This window comes from Synechococcus sp. R55.2 (genome assembly GCF_047462075.1).
In the GTDB taxonomy this organism is placed as follows: domain Bacteria; phylum Cyanobacteriota; class Cyanobacteriia; order Thermostichales; family Thermostichaceae; genus Thermostichus.
The window spans coordinates 1-20,144 of record NZ_JANSIH010000349.1 but is presented as its reverse complement, the minus strand read 5'-3'; the positions used below and the strand labels follow the sequence as shown (position 1 = coordinate 20,144).

General features: G+C 60.4%; 22 protein-coding genes. 10 read left to right on the top strand and 12 right to left on the bottom strand.

The features are described from left to right. Positions 1-1,101, top strand: a 1,101-nt coding sequence (gene metE, locus NW838_RS11275; protein ID WP_414428062.1) for a 5-methyltetrahydropteroyltriglutamate--homocysteine S-methyltransferase, incomplete at its 5' end; no start/stop codon positions are given. A gap of 176 nt (positions 1,102-1,277) precedes the next feature. On the opposite strand, the gene NW838_RS11270 is transcribed toward metE, so the two are convergent. Next, the gene (locus NW838_RS11270; protein WP_414356126.1) at positions 1,278-2,117 is read right to left on the bottom strand and encodes a cell division ATP-binding protein FtsE; all 840 of its coding nucleotides are present in this window, start codon (positions 2,115-2,117) and stop codon (positions 1,278-1,280) included. A gap of 40 nt (positions 2,118-2,157) precedes the next feature. Beyond that, entirely contained in the window at positions 2,158-2,907 is a 750-nt protein-coding gene (locus NW838_RS11265) for a WecB/TagA/CpsF family glycosyltransferase (protein WP_414428061.1), read from the bottom strand. Positions 2,908-3,154: 247 nt separating this feature from the next. Between NW838_RS11265 and NW838_RS11260 the strand changes: the two genes are divergently transcribed. The 3 genes from NW838_RS11260 to NW838_RS11250 all read left to right on the top strand — a co-directional run bounded on the left by NW838_RS11260 (position 3,155) and on the right by NW838_RS11250 (position 4,913). Further along, complete coding sequence (locus tag NW838_RS11260; RefSeq protein WP_414329579.1) at positions 3,155-3,820, top strand: DUF4439 domain-containing protein; 666 nt, start codon at positions 3,155-3,157, stop codon at positions 3,818-3,820. A 169-nt stretch (positions 3,821-3,989) separates the two neighbouring features. Next, the gene (locus NW838_RS11255) at positions 3,990-4,376 is read left to right on the top strand and encodes a plastocyanin/azurin family copper-binding protein (protein WP_414356122.1); all 387 of its coding nucleotides are present in this window, start codon (positions 3,990-3,992) and stop codon (positions 4,374-4,376) included. A gap of 9 nt (positions 4,377-4,385) precedes the next feature. Next, the gene (locus NW838_RS11250) at positions 4,386-4,913 is read left to right on the top strand and encodes a hypothetical protein (protein WP_414423851.1); all 528 of its coding nucleotides are present in this window, start codon (positions 4,386-4,388) and stop codon (positions 4,911-4,913) included. Positions 4,914-4,918: 5 nt separating this feature from the next. On the opposite strand, the gene NW838_RS11245 is transcribed toward NW838_RS11250, so the two are convergent. The 3 genes from NW838_RS11245 to NW838_RS11235 all read right to left on the bottom strand — a co-directional run bounded on the left by NW838_RS11245 (position 4,919) and on the right by NW838_RS11235 (position 7,884). Beyond that, positions 4,919-5,170 carry an RNA-binding S4 domain-containing protein gene (locus tag NW838_RS11245; RefSeq protein WP_414329585.1) on the bottom strand — a complete coding sequence of 84 codons (252 nt, stop codon included), beginning with the start codon at positions 5,168-5,170 and terminating at the stop codon, positions 4,919-4,921. Next, a complete protein-coding gene (locus NW838_RS11240; protein WP_414428060.1) occupies positions 5,170-6,531 on the bottom strand; it encodes an NAD-dependent succinate-semialdehyde dehydrogenase in 1,362 nt (453 codons plus the stop codon). Before NW838_RS11240 ends, NW838_RS11245 begins: the two co-directional genes overlap by 1 nt. A 126-nt stretch (positions 6,532-6,657) precedes the next feature. Further along, positions 6,658-7,884, bottom strand: coding sequence for a serine hydrolase (locus NW838_RS11235; protein WP_414428059.1), 1,227 nt, complete (start codon positions 7,882-7,884; stop codon positions 6,658-6,660). 756 nt (positions 7,885-8,640) lie between these two features. Here NW838_RS11235 and NW838_RS11230 point away from each other — a divergent pair. From NW838_RS11230 to NW838_RS11220, 3 genes are all read left to right on the top strand, one after another. Next, a complete protein-coding gene (locus tag NW838_RS11230; protein ID WP_414399885.1) occupies positions 8,641-9,495 on the top strand; it encodes a Tic22 family protein in 855 nt (284 codons plus the stop codon). Positions 9,496-9,507: 12 nt separating this feature from the next. After that, positions 9,508-10,395, top strand: coding sequence for a peptide chain release factor N(5)-glutamine methyltransferase (gene prmC, locus NW838_RS11225; protein ID WP_414357868.1), 888 nt, complete (start codon positions 9,508-9,510; stop codon positions 10,393-10,395). 156 nt (positions 10,396-10,551) lie between these two features. Beyond that, the gene (locus NW838_RS11220) at positions 10,552-11,322 is read left to right on the top strand and encodes a sensor histidine kinase (RefSeq protein ID WP_414357866.1); all 771 of its coding nucleotides are present in this window, start codon (positions 10,552-10,554) and stop codon (positions 11,320-11,322) included. Positions 11,323-11,346: 24 nt separating this feature from the next. On the opposite strand, the gene NW838_RS11215 is transcribed toward NW838_RS11220, so the two are convergent. Together NW838_RS11215 and psb27 are read right to left on the bottom strand one after the other, a co-directional pair. Beyond that, positions 11,347-11,811, bottom strand: coding sequence for a YHS domain-containing (seleno)protein (locus tag NW838_RS11215; RefSeq protein WP_414329356.1), 465 nt, complete (start codon positions 11,809-11,811; stop codon positions 11,347-11,349). 223 nt (positions 11,812-12,034) lie between these two features. After that, a complete protein-coding gene (gene psb27, locus NW838_RS11210; protein WP_414350230.1) occupies positions 12,035-12,436 on the bottom strand; it encodes a photosystem II protein Psb27 in 402 nt (133 codons plus the stop codon). Between the two features lie 65 nt (positions 12,437-12,501). On the opposite strand from psb27, the gene NW838_RS11205 reads away from it, so the two are divergent. After that, a complete protein-coding gene (locus NW838_RS11205; RefSeq protein ID WP_414428058.1) occupies positions 12,502-13,242 on the top strand; it encodes an NnrU family protein in 741 nt (246 codons plus the stop codon). Between the two features lie 34 nt (positions 13,243-13,276). Continuing rightward, positions 13,277-13,669 (top strand): thioredoxin family protein, encoded by a 393-nt coding sequence (locus NW838_RS11200; protein WP_414399890.1) that lies wholly within the window; start codon positions 13,277-13,279, stop codon positions 13,667-13,669. Here the strand turns inward: NW838_RS11200 and NW838_RS11195 are convergent. The 5 genes from NW838_RS11195 to NW838_RS11175 all read right to left on the bottom strand — a co-directional run bounded on the left by NW838_RS11195 (position 13,606) and on the right by NW838_RS11175 (position 19,513). Next, complete coding sequence (locus tag NW838_RS11195) at positions 13,606-15,201, bottom strand: hydantoinase B/oxoprolinase family protein (protein ID WP_414357860.1); 1,596 nt, start codon at positions 15,199-15,201, stop codon at positions 13,606-13,608. The two genes, NW838_RS11200 and NW838_RS11195, sit on opposite strands and share 64 nt — an antisense overlap. 5 nt (positions 15,202-15,206) lie before the next feature. Further along, a complete protein-coding gene (locus tag NW838_RS11190; protein ID WP_414357859.1) occupies positions 15,207-15,512 on the bottom strand; it encodes a hypothetical protein in 306 nt (101 codons plus the stop codon). Between the two features lie 35 nt (positions 15,513-15,547). After that, positions 15,548-16,087: a PDZ domain-containing protein gene (locus tag NW838_RS11185; RefSeq protein WP_414357858.1), complete on the bottom strand. Its 540-nt coding sequence runs from the start codon at positions 16,085-16,087 to the stop codon at positions 15,548-15,550. A 240-nt stretch (positions 16,088-16,327) separates the two neighbouring features. Then, the gene (gene pip / locus NW838_RS11180) at positions 16,328-17,278 is read right to left on the bottom strand and encodes a prolyl aminopeptidase (protein ID WP_414329348.1); all 951 of its coding nucleotides are present in this window, start codon (positions 17,276-17,278) and stop codon (positions 16,328-16,330) included. A gap of 27 nt (positions 17,279-17,305) precedes the next feature. Further along, positions 17,306-19,513 carry a glycoside hydrolase gene (locus tag NW838_RS11175; protein ID WP_414357857.1) on the bottom strand — a complete coding sequence of 736 codons (2,208 nt, stop codon included), beginning with the start codon at positions 19,511-19,513 and terminating at the stop codon, positions 17,306-17,308. Positions 19,514-19,680: 167 nt separating this feature from the next. Between NW838_RS11175 and NW838_RS11170 the strand changes: the two genes are divergently transcribed. After that, positions 19,681-20,144 (top strand): HNH endonuclease (locus tag NW838_RS11170; RefSeq protein WP_414357855.1); only part of this gene is annotated, 464 nt, incomplete at its 3' end.

Here is a 20,144-nt window from a genome sequence, read left to right as displayed (position 1 = left end):
TTGGCCAACCTCAAGCTCCAGGACTTCGAGCGATTCCTGCCCTACGAGCAGCGCCTAAGTCGGCAGGTTCAGCTACCACCTTTGCCCACCACCACCATTGGCTCCTTCCCCCAAACTCCAGAGGTGCGGCAGTGGCGAGCTAAGTACAAAAGAGGGGAGGTTTCGCAGGCGGAGTACGAAGCAGCCATTGACGCTGAGATTGCCAAGTGCATCCGCATTCAAGAAGAGATTGGCCTGGATGTGTTGGTGCATGGGGAATTTGAGCGCACCGACATGGTGGAGTACTTTGCCCAGAAGCTGGAAGGCTTTGCCTTCACTGAACACGGCTGGGTGCAGAGTTACGGCAGCCGCTGCGTGCGCCCTCCCATTCTCTACGGCGACGTGGTTCGCCCCCAACCCATGACAGTGCGGGAATTCCAAGTAGCCCAGTCCCACACCCAAAAGCCGGTGAAAGGCATGCTCACGGGGCCAGTGACTATGCTCAACTGGTCCTTTCCCCGTGTTGATATTCCCCGGCGGGAGCAGGCTTTGCAGATTGCCCTGGCCTTGAGAGCCGAAGTGGCAGATCTGGAAGCGGCTGGAGCGGTGATGGTGCAAGTGGATGAGCCGGCACTGCGGGAGGGGCTACCTCTGAAAAAAGAACGCTGGCCAGAATACCTCAGCTGGGCAGTGGATGCCTTTCGCCTAGCTACCGGCGGGGCCAAGCCGGAAACCCAGATTCACACCCACATGTGCTACTCAGAGTTTGGGGACATCATCGAGCACATTGAGCGGCTGGATGCCGACGTGCTTTCCATTGAAAACAGCCGCAGCAACAACAAAACCCTGCTGCAAATTGCCCAGGCTGGGTATCGTCACCAGGTGGGCAACGGCGTTTACGATGTCCACAGCCCTGCGGTGCCGAGCGTTGAGCAAATCCTGCAGCAGCTGCGCACAGGACTGGCCCACTTGCCTGTGGAGCAAACTTGGGTTAATCCCGATTGTGGCCTCAAGACCCGCCGCTGGGAGGAGGTGATCCCCGCACTGAAAAATATGGTGGCTGCCGCTCATCAGCTAGGGGAGGAGCTTCTGGAAACCCAACCTGAGGGTCTGCGCGAGTAAGGCCCACGACCCGCTGATGTAACTGGTCGGGCTGGCTTGACAAGTCGCCGCGGGCGGTGCCGCTGTTGTGCTGATGCGGCTGGCTTAGGGCCTACGGTCTGCTGATGCAACCGGCAAAGCTGCTCTCCGGGATCTCAAAAAGCTTGTGGAGAGCAAAATAGGGATCCCGGCAGCCCTCAGCGCAGATCATACAGGCGCCCTCCCTCCATGCGCACCACCCGGTGGCCGGCCCGCTCCACCAGATAGGGGTCATGGCTGGTCATGATGACGGTCACCCCAAAGGAATTGAGCCGCTCCAAAATCTGGAGAACCAAGAGGGAGTTTTCCGGATCTAGGTTTCCTGTTGGCTCGTCCGCCAGCAGCAGCACCGGCATGTTGACAATGGCCCGGGCCAGGCTAAGGCGCTGCTGTTCCCCCCCCGAAAGCTCATGGGGAAAGTGATCTCGCTTTTCGGTCAGCCCCACCATCTTTAGGGTCGGCCCGATGCGACGGCGGATTTCTGCGGGGGACAGCCCTTGGGCGCGCAGCACGAAGGCCACATTTTCTGCCAGGGTGCGGTTGGCCAGAAGGCGATAATCTTGGAAAACCACCCCCAAGCGCCGCCGCAACATGGCCAGCGGACGCGGTGGGATGCGGTAGGGTCGCCGCCGCCCTTCAGAAGAAAATAGACAGACTTGATCGACGATGACCGTGCCCTCGGTGGCCTGTTCCGCCCCGTAGAGCAGTCGCAAAAGAGTGGACTTGCCTGCTCCGGAGACCCCCGTTACGAACACGAACTCGCCGCGGCGCACCTCCAAGTTCACATCCTGAAAAATCAAGTTGCCGTTGGGAAAGACTTTGCTCACGCCCCGCAAGGACACCATGCTGGCCGGGGTTTCCAGGGATCCGGATTGAGTGCTGCCGTAAAAGCCCAGGGTGGCCTCTGGATTGGCCGGGGCAGGGAGATGAGGAGTCGGAGCCGTACCGGCCCAACGGTACAAGCGAGGAGGATAGCCGATGTGCTGACCGATCACCATAGTAAGCGCCTAGACAGAGGAGGGAGAGAGCGCCGGCAGACTAGGGGCGCAAACGAGAAGAGGGATCCCACAGCACCCGCCAGACAAACTTGGGCAAAGCCAACATGCGTCGCCAGCGCCAGGGTTCCTGATAGAGACGATACAACCATTCCAGGTGATGGTCACGCCACCAACGGGGCGCTCGCCGTTTTTGGCCGGCCCAAATGTCCAAGCTGCCCCCCACCCCCATCCAGATGGCTTGGGGCAAAAGGGGACGCCACTTTTGGATCCACAGCTCCTGCCGCGGGGATCCCAGCCCCACCCACACCAGTTGCGGTCGAAATTCCTGGAGAGCTTGCAGAAGCTCTTTTTCTTCCTCGCTAGAGAAGTAGCCGTGGTAGCCCCAGAGGGCCAAAGCAGGACACTGGGCTTGCCAATATCGAATTGCTGCCCGGTTGACTTCCGGCCTTCCCCCCACCAGGGCCAAGCGCCACCCCCGTTCTGCCGCCAACGGGATCAGGGTTTCTGCCAGCTCGATCCCCGGCACCCGCTGGACGCGGATCCCTTGCCGTCGCAAAGCCCACACCACCCCGATGCCATCGGGGATCACCAGCTCCGCCGCTTGCAGCACCTGGGCAAAGGCCAGATCCCGCTGCGCCTGCATGATCATTTCCGGGTTGCAGGTAACCACCTGAGCGCCCTGACCCTCCCGAATACGCGCCTCAATCCAGGTGGCGTAGCTCTGTAGGCTGGCCTCCGGCAGAGCAAGGTGCAGGTTCACGCCCAGAATCGCATGGATGGATAACGACACTACCGACCGAATGCTGGCCCCCACTGGAGCCGTTGGACACGCTTTTAAGATAGCCCGGACCTTCTCCCAGAGGGAGAGGCGAGTTCGAAGAGGCATTTCATGGCTATTTGACCACGAAAATCTCTTCCCTCAGGCATCCGCGGCGGCATCCACGGCGTATCTCCATCAGACCAGGCCAGAGGGAATTGCCCGACCCAGAGCAAGCCCCTGAAGGTTGGTTGCCATCTTTCGAGACAGGAGACTTGAGATGAAGACTGCAAAGACTCCCTTCGCTCTGCCTCAATTGGCCGCCGAATGGGATCCCAGCCCTGCAACCTCCCGCCGCAGCTTGTTGTTGGCTGGTTTGCTGGCGGGCGTAGGTGGAGCAATTGGATTGCGCACCCTGCCCGGTGCCGCCCAGTCCAACACTGCCGACATCGCCATCCTCAACGCGGCCATCGACTTGGAACAGCAGGCAATCTGGGCCTACAAAACCGCTGCCGGCAAGTTGAGCAATACTGAGGTGGGCAAGATCGTGTTGGAAGTGGCCACCAAGAACCTGAAGGATCACGAACAGCACCGGGATCTGCTGGCGGGCGCCGTGCGGCAACTGGGGGGGATCCCCTCTCGGGCCCGGGATAGCTACGACCTTTCCACCTACATCGACAACAAAGAAGGCAATCTCGACTCCGATGCCAACATTGCCAAGCTGGCCCTGGCTCTGGAGTTTGATGCAGCCTTGGCTTACAACGACGCGTTTACCCAGCTTTCCAACAAAGACCTGGTGGCTGCCGCCAGCACCATTGGCCCCAACGAAGTTGCCCATGCCACTGCAATCCGGGCCGTGTTCCACAGCCTTGACCCCAGCATTCTGGTGGTGCCTGCCCCCTTTGTCAGCGCCGAGACTCGGGAGCGCTGGATCCTGAAGGTGTAGAGCTGTTGGTAACCCCTGCCGGCGATGAGGCGATGATCTGCAAAGCCTTCCAACGTCCTCTGTAGGACTTGGGGCTTGGAGATCCAAGTGCTCTGCACTGCTGTCGCAATCGCCTTCTTCTGAACGCCTCAGCTTTTTTTCGCTTCCTAACCTGTGTGGAGAAAGCCCTATGCCAATGACGCGGCGGTTGCTGTTGCTCAGTGGACTGGGATCCCTGCTCAATGTGGGGGCTATCTTGGCTGTGGATCGGTGGCGACAAGCCAGCTCTGTTGCGGGGCGAGATCCTGTCGAAGCAACGGCGGCAGCAGAGGTAATCATTCGGGGGTTTCAATACCTGCCCTCGGAGGTTACCCTCAAGCGGGGGGGCAAGGTGACCTTCACCAACCTGGATTCCACCCCCCACACGGCTACTCCTGTGGAGGGAGCGCAGTTTCAAGGGACGGGACGGCTAAGTCGCAACGAGAGCAAAGCGGTGGTGTTCGAAGTAGCTGGGATCCAGGAATATTTCTGCGATATCCACCCCAGCATGGTGGGCCGCATTGTCGTCGTCGATTAGGTGAAGGCCATGCAAATGGAACCCCTGGGATCCCCTCTTCCCTTCTGGAACATTTGTCGGCGGGTGTACCTGGTTTGGGCCGTCCTTTTGGGGATTGGGTTTGCTGCCACCCAGTTTCACCAAGAGGCCAACATCAACTGGCTGTGGCTGGTGATTTCCCTGATTGGGTTGGGCTACATGGTGCGGCAGACCAGGCTGCCGGAGTTTCGAACAGCCGGACTGGCCCACCTCTACTTTGTGGGTTTGGTGTGGACGTTGGTGATCGCCCAGGGCATGATCCTCTCGGTGCTGCCCTTTGTCGGGCGTACCCCTTTGGCAGCTTTGAGCCCATACCTGGGGGTGTTTTGGCTGTGGCAAATGGGGCTGGGTCACTGGCTCAACGGCTTGGTGGATCCGCCGCGCCTCCCCTACTGGATGACCGGTGGGATCCAGATCCTGGCCGGAGTTGCCTGCCTGCTGTGGGGGCTGGAGTGGCAGTTTGCGGTGGCAGGGGGAATCGGGGCCTTGGCCATGCTTCTTTTGATCCGGTTGCACTGACCCGTTCACTGATCTGACTTTGGGGTCTTATCCAGGCGCACTCGCCAAACTCCACCTCCCACGGCCACTTCATCCCCAGGGCGCAGCTTGCGTCCCCGCCGGGTTTCCACCTCACCATTCACCCGCACTTGCCCCGCTTGGATGAGCTGCTTGGCCTGCCCGCCGGTGGGAACAACCCCCGCCAGCTTGAGGAATTGATCCAGCTTGATTACAGGATCCGTCGCCGGCTGGGGATCCCTTTGAGCAGTCTCCGCCATCACTTCACCCAAATGGTTTTGACATTCACAAATTCCAGGATCCCTTCCCGGCTCAGTTCCCGTCCATACCCTGAGCGTTTGATGCCGCCGAAGGGAAGGCGCGGGTCGGACTTGACCATGCCATTGATGAACACGGATCCCGCCTCCAGCTCCTCCAGCAGGCGCTCTTGTTCCTCTGGATCGGTTGTCCAGGCGCTGGCACCCAGGCCAAAGGGCGTGTTGTTGGCCAGCTCAATGGCTGCCGACACATCCGGGACGGTGAACAGCAGCGCCACCGGCCCGAACACCTCCTGGTGGGCCACCGGATGATCCGGGGGGATGTCGCTCAGGATTGTGGGCGGGTAAAAATTCCCTCCCAAGGGGGATCCGCCGATATGGACTTTGGCTCCTGCTTGCACCAAAGCCTGCACCTGTCCGTCCACCTCTTGCAGGATGCTGGGGGTAGCCAGAGGCCCCACATCGGTTTGCGGATCCAAGGGATCCCCTACCTTGAGCCGGCGAAATCGCTCCGTCATGGCAGCCGTGAAAGGTTCAGCGATAGCCCTGTGCAAGATAAATCGTTTGGCGGCAATGCAGGATTGGCCGTTGTTGATCAGACGGGCCGTGACCGCTGTGGCGACTGCTGCCTCCAGATCGGCGCTGGGCAGCACGATGAAGGGATCGCTCCCTCCCAGTTCCAACACCGTTTTTTTCAGATGTTGACCGGCCAAACGGGCCAGGCTGGAGCCGGCGGCTTCGCTGCCGGTGAGGGCGGCCCCCCGCACCCGTTCATCCGCCACCACCTCTGCCACCTGGGCTGCTGTGATCAGCAGGGTTTGAAAGACCCCTGGCGGAAATCCCCCCTCCCGAAAGATCTGCTCTAGGGTCAAAGCCGATTGGGGCACGTTGGAAGCATGTTTCAGCAAGAGGGTATTGCCCGCCATCAGGGCTGGGGCGGCACAGCGAAACACCTGCCAAAAGGGAAAGTTCCAGGGCATCACTGCCAAAATCACCCCCAGCGGCTGGTAGCGGATCCCGCTGCGGCTGGCATCGCTGGCGATGGAGCGCTCGGCCAAGAATCCCTCTGCCTCCTCGGCATAGTAGCGACAAACCCAAGCGGATTTTTCCACTTCCGCAACGGCAGAGGCCAAGGTTTTGCCCATCTCCAGGCTGATTAGGCGGCCAAACTCCGCTTTGCGCTCCTCCAGGATCCCTGCCACCCGCTTCAGCCAGGCGGATCGCTGAGCAAACGGGATCCGACGATAGCTCTGAAACCGCTCGTGGGCTTGGGCGATACAGCTTTGGATCTGCCCAGCGTCGAAAACGGGGTAGCGAGCCAATTCCTCTCCGGTGGCGGGGTTGATGCTGACCAGGTGCCCCATCTTTTTCCCTCAACGCCTGTTTCTCCACTCTGGCATTTGCGCTCTGCCTGGAATAGTGCTCCGCACTGCTACTGCGTTCGCGTAAGCGTTGCGTAGCAATATGGAAAGATTTGCGGAGTGGGGGACTCAGGGTTGCGGGCTGCCGGTGGTGTCTGTTCGGGATGGCGGGGCGGATCCAGGAGCAGACCAGAACTCGTAGGCTGCTTGCGACAGGCTGGCGATCAGCCCTTCGGCTCTGGGATCGTTGGGGGTTTCTCGCTTCACCCACACCGCCGCCACATAGCGCCGCCCGTTGGGTAAATCCAGGATCCCGGCATCCCCCACCACGGAGCTCAAGGTTCCCGTTTTGTGGGCAATGCGCACCTCTTGACCCAAGTTGGGCCGGAAATAGGAGGGCCGTTGGGTGCGCCAGAGAATGTCCAGAAAACGGTCGCGGCTGCGGCGGCTGAGCATGCGCCCATGTTCCACCTGGCTGAGCAGCCAAACCATGTCGCGCGGGCTGCTGGTGTTGGTGCCTTCCAGATCCGGTAGCCACCATGAAATTTGCGTGTGTTGTAGCCCCCACTGCCGAAATTTTTGGTTGAGAGCCTCCTGCCCACCCAGGCGATCGATGATCAGATTGGTGGCGAAGTTGTCGCTGAGGGTGCTCATCAGGGTGGCCGCTTCCAAAGCAGAAACCTGGGATCCCAGCGGGCGGGTTTGCAGCACGCCTGCCCCCCCTCCCTTGAGATCTTCCCGCAGGGTGAGCCTCTCATCCAGCCGCACCTGCCCGGTTTCCACAGCCTGGAAAAAAGCCAAGAGAATGGGGATCTTGATCACGCTGGCGGCAGGAAAAGCCTGATCCGGCCTAACCCCGGCAAAGGCGCCGGTTTCCACCTCCCAAAACAGGGCTCCTGCCGTCAAACCCGGTTGGTCGGCCAAAGCGGCCAAGCGCTCCTGCAAAGCCGGGATCGCTTCTCCCGGCAGAATGTCACTTGGCAATGCCGGCGGGGGAGGATCCCCAAGCTGCGTCGTGGACTGTTCTGTCCGGCCAGCGGTGGTCGATTGCAGCAGTTGCGAGAGGCCCGCCATCGTCAGGCCCAGGATGAGACTTAAGCTCAGTCCCCTGAGCAACACTTGCCCGAGAGATGGAGAACGTCTCAAGCGGCGAGGCCGGGCAGCCCGTTGGCGCAGACGAGCAATGGCTTTTTGGCGGGCAAGACGCAGCGGTTGAGGAGGGGAAACCGACAGGGATCCCCTGGGGGCAGGAAGCAGGCGACCAGATCCCGTTCGCAGCTTTGACTCCGCCGGAGGTGGGACGGTATCCTTGGCAGGTTGTGAGGGGCGGCGGGGATCCCGCGACTTCTCTGGCAAAGGCCTACGGCCCGCTAGCGCGGATGGATCGGTGCCTTTCCTCTCCCTTGCTTTGGTCATGAGAACGGTTGCCTTTTCCCGACAGCGGTGCGGAGTACTAACGCCATGCTCCTAACAGACAATGCTGACCGTTTCACCGACTCAACTTCGGTGAGCTTGGCTTAATTAAACCCACAAATTGACCAACCTGACCTACGATTGCAAAACGCCCATCAAACTGTCATCACTACACTATGCCTCCACGTCCGCGTTAGCAGTGTGGGGCAGTGACGAGATGTACCATCCCCCGGCCCGGCGGCTCAGAACCCCATCCTTGACCACAGGGATCGGTGGCAACTCCGCACGGTGAACTGAACAAGGCCAGAACAAGCAGCGTGCTGGAGGAAGAGCCAGGTATGCAATGATTCAAGCGGATCTGCATCTAGTGTGGATCAGTTCCGAATGACTCCGTATATAGTATTGGGTGATGCGGGATCCCCACCCAAAATAGGGGCTTTGCCCCTCGACAGAGGTCGAGCAGATGTTCTAACCTTGGCTTCTAGGGTGGCCCAAGAGCGCTCTTCAAGATAGGTGTGCCGGGGTGTTGTCAGCGATGGCCAACCGGGATCCTAAGGCTGAGAGTGTGCCGCATCGCTAGCCTAAGCCCTGTTGAGCGGGTTTAATCTAGGCAGCTTTTGATTTGCCCCAGGCTGTTGGTTAGTACTTAGGAAGCTGACCCCATAGCAACCAGAACAAGGCGCGATGCCGGGAGTTGAGATGAGAATGACGCGTTGTAATGTAGTATCGCCTGTGCGCTCCCTCTGCCGCTGTGCAGCTCAGGTGGGCGGCGTAGCCGGGATCCTGATCGGAACAGCTTGGGGGGGTTTGGCTGTGACTCCTGTTTGGGCTCAGGAGAATGCCCTACTGGCTCAGGCAGCCGCAGGCCCCATGAGCCGGCAAGAGGTGGCGGAGCGGCTAAATCTGGTGCCTGTTTTTGCCATTGTGTCTCAGAACGGCACCCCCGTTGTCGCCAATGTGGAGCGAGATGGCCGCACCATCCAAGTGGTTTCCTTCTGGCTGGATCAGGCCCAGGCCCAACAAATGTTGGAGCAGGTGAAAGCCAGCAACCCCGAGATAGCCAGTCAAGCCCGGGTGGTGCCTCTCTCGCTGGGGTATGCCTACGAAAAATCGGAAGAGGAGCGCGCCAAGAATAGTGACCTGTATTTTGAGGTGGTGCCTCGGGCTTCTGATGTGGAAGCAGCCAAGCAGGTGCTGAAGGAAACCGGTCAAGATGTGCCTGCAGAAGCGATTGGTGTGCCTCTGTTCTATGGCCGCTCCGGAGAGGGGCTGCTGACCATCGAGCAGGATGGCCATGAGGTGGTGCCCTTCTTCTTCGACCGCAACGATTTGCGGAGGGCTTTGGATCGGGCGGCGGCGCAGAACCCGGATGTGGTTGGGAAAACCCAGATTGAAGTGACCTCGCTGGCCATTGTGGTAGAGCGTATGCTGGCCCCCGACGCGCAGGCCGATGTGCAGAAAATTGCCTTTATCCCCTCTCGCTCGGCGCTGGAGTATATCCAATCCCTGGCCCGGCCTGCCAATCCTTCTGCAAGTCCCCAGCCTCAGCGTTAACCTAAGCCCCTGATGGGATCCCCGTCTGCTCTGGTGAAGCGGTTAACAGAGTGGCGTGCCCAAGCCCTGAGGGCGGCAAAAGCGGCTGGGATCCCTGCCGAGGAAGTGGAGATTTTGCTCAGGGAACGGCTGGGGTGGGGGCCATTGGAGCGGTTGATGGGTCGCGCTCCGGCTGGGGAGGGGGATCCCCTGGAGGAGGTGCAGGCCCTTTGGCGGCAAAGGGTGGAAGAGCGCATCCCCCTACAGTACCTGTTGGGCAAAGTTGAGTGGGCGGGCTTGAGCTTGCGGGTGACGCCGGCGGTGCTGATCCCACGCCCGGAGACCGAGCTGCTGGTGGAGCAGGCTTCCCTTTGGCTACAGGCCAATCCTCTGCCGCCGGGATCCTGTTTTGCCGACCTGGGTACAGGCAGCGGGGCGATTGCCATTGCGTTGGCCCATCAGCACCCCCAGTTGCGGCTTCTGGCCGTGGATTCTAGCCCAGAGGCCCTGGCTATTGCAGCAGACAATGTGGCAGCCCACCATCTGCAGGAGCGGGTGAAGTTGCTGCTGGGATCCTGGTTTGTGCCCTTGGATCCCTGGCGGGGGCAGCTGCGCGGCCTGGTTTCCAACCCTCCCTACATTCCCTCTGCTGAGCTGGCCTCGCTCATGCCAGAGGTGCGACTGCACGAGCCGCGACAAGCTCTGGATGGGGGAGAAGACGGCCTAGCCCACTTGCGACTGTTGATTCAAGCAGCACCGGATTACCTGGCCCCGAACTCCTTTTGGGCGGTGGAAGTGATGCGAGGCCAAGCCCCTTGGGTGGCGGAGCAGTTGCGAGATAGGGGCTGTTATCGGCAGATCCAAGTTCACCGAGATCTGGCCGGGATTGAACGGGTGGTCAGCGCCCACTTCGTCGGATAGAAAAGGGTAGGATCCCATAAGACAGGGTATTGCCGCAGCCCGATTGCCTCAGCGGGACGTAGTCCTCGCTGTCCAAAACTCAAAGATCCAAACCCAAGGATCTGAACCTCGACGGGATCCCCCGTCTTTCCTTCGGAGCACCTCTTGAGGAAACCCTTGCCTGCAGCCAAACCCGATCCACTCCCCCAGCAGGCCGCCCCTGCCGACGGGCAAGGGGCCGTGGATTGGCAGTTTGCTTTTGAACGCTCTGAGGTGATGCGAGCCTTTCAACAAGAGTTGCTCGTCAGCATCGGCCATGAGCTGCGCAACCCCCTCAGCAGCCAGATGGGATCCCTGCAGTTGGTGTTGTCGGATCTATGTGACTCTCCCGAAGAGGAGCGGGAATACCTGCAAAGTGCCAAAGAAGCGGTAGAGCGCCTGATCAAGCTGCTTGAGGAATACACCCGCCTGGCTCGCCATGACCTGCCCATCCAACCTCTGCGACCGGAACCGACCCGACTACGCCCCCTCCTGCAGGATGTGTACAGCCTAACTCGCCTACAGGCCCAGGATCAGGGCATTCGCTACGAATGGCCGGCCCTACAACCCACCTCGGCCTTTGAGGTGCCCCTTCTCCCCGACAGCCTCACCGTTTGGGCGGATCCCCACGGCTTGGTACAGGCGCTTCTGGGAGTGTGTCGCTGGGGCATCCGCACCCTACGCTACGGTTCGATGGCTTTGCACCCCTATCCCACCGCAGAAGAAGAGGGGCGACTGTGCCTGGGGTGGAACCTTGAGGGGCGATGCCATGTGCCCATTCAAACAGAGGGCTGTGCCGTCTGGCGGGTAAGCGAGCGGCTCCTGAGAGAAATGGGAGGCCAGCTGGAACTCTGCGAAAGCGGCCCCTACCGAGTTGGCATCAAGGTGACCCTGCGCCTCGCCCATTGAACCCCAGGCCAGAGGGACTTGGGCCTATCGGCTTCTCAAAGCTGGCCAGTTGGCATCTGCCCTCTTGATCAAGCCGGGGATGTCGCGCTCCCAGTTACGCTGTACCCGCCGGTTGGCGTTCAGGTACAGCTTGTCATCGACGATTTTCCAGGCAAAGGGATCCACCGGGTAAAGGTAGTTGTGGGCCACGGCCCAGGCACAAAACCCGCCGTACTGGGGGGCAAAGCGCTCTGGGTCGTTGCGAAACCGCTCCCGATTCTCGGCGCTGGCAAACCTCCAGGTCACCCCTCCCCACTCCCATTCATACTCTGGGGATCCCTTGACCGGCTTGCCGTCGATGAAATAGGCCACCGGGTCATAGCCCCGCAGGGCCAGGCCATCCGTTGCAAAAAAGGGGCCCGGGGATCCCTCCTCGACAGCCCCAACGACCTGTCCTTGGGCTGGGAGAGACAGGAGCCAAGCTGGGTGAGAAGCAACAGCCCCAACCATCAGCAGCAGCGGGATCAAAGCCCAACGATTTTTGACCATCACAACCTCCCAAGTCCTCAATCGAAAGTCGAAATGAGCAAGAAAGCCTTACTCTTCCCCTTCAGGTTCCAAAAGACATCTGACAAAAGACATCTGAGGAGATGCTGGCTTCCGGGGACTGGGAACAGTTTGGCCACAGCGAGGAGATTTGCCTGTGATTTGGATCTCGGAGATCTAAAAAAGCTCAACCTTCTCGGCGCAGGGCCAATTCGGCCCGATCCAGTTGCATTAGCACCCGCTCCACCTTTTCGGGGTTGAGAGGTCGACTGGAAGTGCGGTACTGGGAGGCCAGCGTATTAAACACCGTGCGCAAAGTGGTAAAAGACTGCAGCTTGTCGTAGCGATGGCCGTGGTAGCGCCCAGAAAACTCCTGGATGGCCTGCATGGCTTCCGCTCGCGCCTCCTCTGGGTTCATCAGGGGATCCCCTTCGGAAAGGACGGTGCGCAGGGTTTGGATCAAGGTCATGCTGTCTTCGTAATACTTGCCGGTGAGACGGGCAGCCTGAGCAACTGAGCTCGCTGAGCCCAGCAAAAGGGCTACAGACAGGAGCAGGCTGACAAGACGCAGAAAAAAAGTTTTGAGCATGGGGAACCTAATGTAACTTACTTTTAAGCATAAGCCACAGCAACACCAGAGGAGTCATCCAAAAGATGCTGTTCACCCCCTTCAGCGACTTTCTGCAGAGGCTAGGCCAGTACGGATCCCATTGGACAATGTTAGCCCTGATCTTGGGGTTTGCCTGTGCTCACAGCGGATTAGCCTACTTGCGGCCCTGGGGGGAAAGCTGGCTGGGATCCCGTCTGTACCGCATCTTCTTTGCTCTGTTGAGCCTCAGTTTGGCACCACTGTTGCTGATCTATTTTTTTAACCATCGCTACGACGGGGTGATTCTCTGGGATCTCCAAGCCGTCCCAGGCATCCGCACCACCGTTACTCTTTTGTCTGCCCTCTCTTTTTTCTTCTTGTATCCGGCCACCTTCAACTTGCTGGAGATCGCCGCCATTCGCAAGCCGGAGATCCACCTGTTTGAAACCGGGATCATCCGCATCACCCGTCATCCCCAAATGGTGGGCCAGGTGATCTGGTGTGTGGCCCATTCCCTGTGGATTGGCTCCAGCTTTATGGCGGTGACCTCGCTTGGGCTCATTGCCTACCACCTGTTTGCGGTTTGGCACGGGGATCACCGCCTGGAGCGGAAATACGGGCAGGCCTTCCGCGATCTCAAGGCGCGCACCTCCGTGATCCCCGGCTTGGCCATTCTGCAGAAGCGACAGCAACTGCGCCCCCAAGAGTTTTTTCGCTGGGCCTATCTGGGGGTATTCAGCTTTGTATTGATTCTTTACGCCTTCCATCCACAAATGGTTTCTGCAGCCAGCCGAGTTGCCTGGTAGCATGATCCCAAAGAACTTCTTTAGTTTGGGAGTGATGGCCTTGCAAGTTGCTTTAGATGCTTTTAATCAAGAACTTTTGACAAGTGATGGGTTGGTTTTGGTGGATTTCGGCGCCCCTTGGTGTGGCCTGTGTCGCTTCATTCAGCCGATTACCGACCGTCTCGTAGCCGAGTGGGGAGGGGCGGTCAAAGTACTGCGGGTGAATGTAGACGACAATTTTTGGCTGCCGCGCCGCTATCGGGTGCGCTCTTTGCCAACCCTAATTTTGTTTGAGAAGGGTCAAGAAGTGCAAAGGCTGGAGCACTTCGCCAATCGCGATGAGGTGATCCGCCGCTGCGAGCAGTTGTTTCTTGACCACCTGCGCTACCTGGGTTCGGGAGCCTGCTCATCCTCGTTTGAGCCCCAAGCCCCGCCGCCCGGCGTGTAGAGGGTGATCACGTCGCCGGCTTTTAGGGAGCGGCTGATTTTGCCAGGCAAGGGATCCCCGTTGAGGAGGTTGATCCCCACTTGGCCTGGCCCGCCTCCCTGTTCTCCTTGGGGGGCATAATGGCGCCGGTCTGTGAGCAGGGAGAGGGTGCAATCTTGTAAAGTCTGGATGGATCGGATCAGTCCCCACCCGCCCCGCTGTTGACCATGGCCGCCGGAATCCTGGCGGAGCTCGTAGCGCAGCACCCGCAGGGGATACTCCAACTCCAGGGCTTCGATGGGGGTGTTGAGGGTATTGCTCATGCCCACGTGGACGCCATCCAGGCCCGGCCGCTGTCGGCTGGCCCCCTGACCACCCCCCAAGGTTTCGTAGTAGGTGAAGCGGCGGTTGCCCAGCACACAGTTGTTCATGGTGCCCTGCCCCTGAGCGATGCTCCGCAATCCGGCCACGGGAGCCAGAGCTTTGAACACCACATCGGCAATTCGCTGCGAGGTTTCCACATTGCCCGCCACCACTGCTGCCGGAAACTCGGCATTCACCAAGCAGCCAGGCGGCGCCACGATCTCGATGGGATCCTCCAGGCCGACATTGCTGGGGGCCGTGGGATCCAACAGACAACGCAGGGCAAACAACACCGCCGAGCGGGTGACGGCCAGGGGCGCGTTCAGGTTTCCCGCCATGGCCGGAGCAGTGCCGGTGAAGTCCACCCGCAGCTTCTCGCCCCTGACCTCCACCTGCACCCGGATCTCGATGGGTTCGGGCGGATCCCCGTAGCCCTCCAACCAGTCCTCAGCGGTGTAGATCCCATCTGGCAGAGCCTGAATCTGCGCCCGCATCCGTCGGCGGCTGTATTCGATCACCCCCGCAATCAACTGCCAAGCCTCTTCTTCTCCAAAGCGGGCCAGCAGCTCCCGAAACCGGCTCACCCCAACCCCGTTGGCCCCCACTTGGGCCTGCAAATCCCCCCGCCGCTGCTCGGCATTGCGCACATTGGCCAGAATTAGGCGCAGCAGATCTTCTTGCCAGTGCAACGCTCCTTCCAGAGAGAGCCTAGCCAGCCGTACCGGCGGGATCACCAGCCCCTCCTGCCAGATTTCGCTGGAGTCGGCGGGCATGGAGCCGGGGCGCATCCCTCCAATGTCGGCATGATGGGCACGGTTCACGGCATAGGCGCAAATCCGGTCGGGATCCCGCCAGCCGGGAATGGCTGCGACCACCGTGACGTCCGGCAGATGGGATCCCCCCTGGTAGGGATCGTTGAGGAGAAACACATCTCCGGGTCGCGGGTTGGCTGCCACCACCGCTCGCACCGCCTCCGAGAGGGCTCCCAGATGTACCGGGATGTGGGCCGCCTGGGCAATACAGGCCCCTTGCGCGTCAAACAGAGCTGTGGAGCAATCCCGCCGTTCCTTGATGTTGGCCGAGTATGAACCGCGGATGAGGCGGGCTCCCATCTCTTCGGCAATCCCCGCCAGAGCGTTGGCCATGACCTGCAACCGGATGGGATTGGAGACAGGATAGTTGCTATCCATATCCCTCAAAGCCTACGCCCCAGCCAAACGGCCACCCTACGGATCCCTTGCCAGAACTGCAAACGACGTTGCCAGCGGGCAAGGGTATGGCGATTCTCGCGCAGACGATCCCGCAGACGCAGCAACTCAGCGGGAGTGGGAGCCAAAGCCTGCTGAGCTGCTTCTCGCCAATCGGCCATGGCCCGCTCCGTAACCCCAAGAGCCGAGCGCAGGCTCAAAATGATGGGAATAAGGGCGATCAGAGCCAGAAACAGCAGCCCGTTAAGAGCACAAACTGCCCAGACGGCCCATCCTGAAACTCCCATCGGCATTTACGGAGATCTCCGGGTAGGGATCCCGACAAGGCTCACTGCTGCTGCAGCATCAAGGGGCGCAACACCCGGCCATCCCCCACCACAACCACCGTTGACAGCACCTGCCCGCCGCGACGGAAGGTAATCGGCACCGATTGGCCCACCGGGGTGTTTTGAATGATTTGTTGCACATGCTGCACGGAGGTGACCCGCTGCCCATCCACGCCAATCAGGATATCGCCTTGGGCCAAACCAGCTCGTTGAGCAGGGCCGTCTTGGAGCAGGCCGACCACCTGCACCCCTTGAACTTGCGGTGCGGGGCCGAACAGACGACGGCTGAGGGCGCTCTGAGCCTGCTCGCCGTTCACCGTTTCAATGGCAACTCCAATGAAGCCGTTGCCGACAGCAGAGGAGGCAGGCGACCACTGGACCCCGAAGCTGTTGGCGTCGCTGCTGACCTGAACCGTGGAACCGTGGTGGTTGTAAGCTTCACCCCCAACCGAGTCGCAGGGGTAGGCCACAACTGCATCTGCCAGCAAGAAGGAGATGGGCAGGGCTAGGGCAAGCTTGAACAGATGGGTTGGTTTCTGCATGGTTCGACCCTGGAAACGGTGAAGTAGAAATGAGCTTGAATCCGCGAAGCACTTGGGTGGATGCACCAGCCAGGTGTGGGCAGCTTGCACCGCCCCTCCCTCAGTGATAAACCCAAAATCGCCAACTGTCGATAGGCTTGGCCGTGCTTCTGGGCTGGATCCCAAGGTTTTGCCGGCCTTCCTGTAGCAATTCTTCAAGGTCTTGGGATCCCTGGCAGCACTGGGTTGGCTCGGCGGGGCTCACAAACCGGCAAAGCGATCGGTGGCTTCCAGGAGGGCGGTGCGGATTCCGGGCTCGGTGATGGAATGGCCAGCATCGGGGATCATCCGAAACTCTGCTTCTGGCCAAGCCTGATGCAGCTCCCAAGCAGAGATGGGCGGGCACACCACGTCGTAGCGCCCCTGGACGATCACCGCCGGCAGATGCCGCAGCCGTCCCACCCCCCTGAGGAGCTGATCCTCCGGATCCAAAAAACCGCCGTGGACAAAGTAATGGCACTCAATGCGGGCAAAGGCCTCGGCAAACTCTCCCCGACCAAAGCGCTCGATGAGCTCTGGGCTGGGGATCAACTTGCTGGTGCTGGCCTCCCAAACAGACCAGGCGCGAGCTGCCCTCAGCCGTACCTGGGGATCTGGGTCGTTGAGGCGGCGGTGGTAGGCTGCCAGCAGGTCATCCCGCTCTTCGGGGGGGATCGGCTCCAGGTAATGTTCCCAAGCGTCGGGGAAAAAGTAGCCGGCCCCCGACTGGTAAAACCAGCGGAGCTCAAAAGGGCGCAAGAGAAAAATGCCCCGCAAGACAAACCCTAGGCAGGATTGGGGGTGGGTTTGCCCATAGGCCAGGGCAAGGGCACTGCCCCAGCTGCCCCCGAACACAAACCAGCGATCAATGCCCAGATGCTGGCGCAACTTCTCGATATCCGCCACCAGATCCCAGGTGGTGTTCTCCCGCAGCTCGGCATAGGGGCGACTTTTCCCGCAGCCCCGCTGATCGAACAGCACCACCCGCCAGCGGCTGGGATCGAAATACTGCCGGTAGATGGGATCGATCCCGCCTCCAGGCCCCCCGTGCAAAAACACCACCGGCTTGCCTGCCGGGTTGCCGCACTGCTCGTAGTACAGGGTGTGGAGGGAGGAAACCGCCAGAAAACCTTGATCGTAGGGCTCGATGGGGGGATAGAGATCGCGCGACATAACTTGAAGCTCTGCTGGTCATCACTCTCAGGGTCTGCGCAGGGCAATGGTGGCCTTGGGCGGGATCCCTTCCTGAAAGGTCTCGCCATCCGCGGCCAGGATGACAAATTGCAGCTCCTGACCCGGCTGGGCGCCCAAATTGCTCCAGGGGATGGCCACCTCCAAACAGGCATCCACCACCGCCTTCACTTGATGGCCGATGGCGTGCCAGGTGTGGTACTCCCCTGCCTGCAAGAGCTGGGCTTGCACCTCCGCCGGATGCTGGCCGGTGCCGGGAGGCGGCAGTGACAACCGCAACAGGTGGCGGTAGTGGTAGTTGAGAGGGGCTTCTGCCGGCAATCCCTGCAGGGGAATGGGGCTGTTGACGGTGACGCGGTTGGGATAGAACCACAGCACCAGCAATTGCCTGGGCCGCTGCACCACCGAGTTAAAATCCAGCCGCAGATAGAGGTTGAAGTGATCAAACCCGTACCAGAGGCGGCGAACGGCGCTGTTGCGGTGCATGGTGCCTCGGGCCGCTCCAATCTCCACCCGCCCCGCTTGGCTCCACTCCCGTTCTGCCGGACGACCGTTGATGGCCGGGTGGATAAACCCCTGCGGCAGACGATCCCCTAGGCCGTCATGATCCTCCAGGGGAAATTGCAGCACGGTCGGCACCGCCTCTCCCAAAGCAGTGTAGAGCGCCTGCAGGTGCTCCCGAAACAACTGGTCGAAAACGGCATCATGGGCGGAGGAGTGGCCTGCCCCAAACCACCAGAACCAATCGGATCCCTCGGCGGCCCAGAGGGCTTCCCAGGCTTGGGGATTGGCGCGGGGATGATCCTGAATCACCTGGCGGGCCTGAGCCAAGAGCTCCCAAGCGCGGTTTTTCACCGGATCCCCAATCCAGGTGGTGAAATCTGCCTCGATCCAGGAGCCGCTGTGAAGTTGCTCTGCCGGCAAAAACTCGGTGGGCGGAAACTGATCCAGAAACTCCGAAACGGTCACCAGCCGCAGGGAGGAGTGCTGGCTGAGGCGGGTATAGAGGTTTTCCAAGAAGGGCCGGCCATCTTGGGGGTAGTACTCCCAGCAGTTTTCCCCATCCAGAGCGATGGTCACCAGCCAGGGCTGCTCCTGGGGCAGGCGGTTGCGGATGCTCTCCAGATGGCCGATGAGATCTTTGGCGGCAGCATCGGCGGGCATGGCGCTGTAGCTGAAGCCGATCAAATCCGAAAGGCGGTGATCCCGAAAGACGATGGCCAGATCCCCCCGCTCGGTTTCCAGGCGGTAGGGGCGGTAGAGCTTCTCCGGCTCCAGAATGTGGCCCTGCCCATCGCGATGAAAAGGCTGGCCCAGGCTCCACCCCAAAACCCCTTCGTCGGAGATGATCCACTCAAAGCCCTGTTTTTGCACAATCGGCACGATGGCAGGGCTTACGGATTGCTCGGAAGGCCACAGGCCCCGCGGCTCGCGGCCAAAGCGCTCCCGATAGATCTGCTTAGCCCGCTCCAGTTGGCTGTGGACATCCTGCTCCCAGTGAAAGGGGTAGCGAGGTAAGGGCAACCCTGGCCGAGCCACCCGCGCCGAGCGCTCGCTCACCAACAGGGGCAAGATGGGGTGGGTATAGGGGCTGGTGGTCAGCTCCAGTTGGCCGCTGCTCTGCAGTTTGGCGTGTTGGGGCAAGATGGCGCCGAGGATCTGTTGTTGCTTGGCGTAGATCCGCTGCCGATCCGCCAGGGTAAAACCGGATCCCATCTTAATCCAGCCCTCGATCTCAGGATCCTCCTGAAAGAGGGGATCAAACCAAGACAGGTTGTGCCAGGCCAGCAGATCGCTGAAGTCCTGCGGAGTCCAGTACTGCAGACACCAGTTCACCCCCTGAGATTCCCGTTGGTTGTAGAGCTGCCGGTAACGGGGGTAGGGCTCGATCATGGTGGGGTAGTGGCTGTCGAAAAAACGCTCGACCACAAAGCGCAGTTGATCGGGGCTGAGCTTTTCGACAGGGGATAAGGTCAGTTCCAGGTAAGGATCAAAAGCCGAGCCGGCTACGTACTCTTCGATTTGCACAATCAGGGAGGGCACCAAGTTGACCGTTTGGTGCAGGCGGGGATAGCGCTCCAACAGCAACACCAAGTCCAGGTAATCTTTGATCCCGTGTAGGCGCACCCAAGGCATGCGATATTTACCCGCCACCGGACTTTTGTAGAGGGGTTGGTGTTGGTGCCAAACCAGGGCGACGTGCAGCGGGTAGGTCATGGGCGGTACCGGATCCAACCATCACCCGGATACTAGCCCATCTGTCTGGCTGGCGATCGTAAGAAACTCTTGAATGTCTGAGCTCTGCCGGTGTCGATGGCGGTGGGGAAAAGCTTGCCATTCGGCAGATTCCTCAGGAGAATGGCGGCAAATGGAAGAGCTGAGCCATGACTGCCGCTACCCACCTTCTGGAACAGTCGATCGTTGTCTTTTCCCAAAACTATTTGCCCATCAGCCGGGTCAATATCAAGCGGGCAATCGTGCTGCTGCTAACAGGCAAAGCCGAACCGCTCTCGATGATGAATGTGCCGGTGTGGAAGGTGCGCTCCCCCAACCAGGTCATCGAGGTGCCCGAACATATTCGCCTGACCATCAAGGGCAAAGAGCGCGCTTGGCGCGTGCCCCCTGTGAATCGGCGGGAGGTTTTGCGGCGGGATCACCACACCTGCCAGTATTGTGGCAGCACCCACAATCTGACCTTGGATCATGTCGTGCCCCTCTCCAAAGGGGGATCCCACAGTTGGGACAATGTGGTGACGGCTTGCGAACGCTGCAATCAACGCAAGGGCAACCGCACCCCTGAAGAAGCCAACATGCCCCTGCGCAGCAAACCCCGTGCCCCTCTCCACCC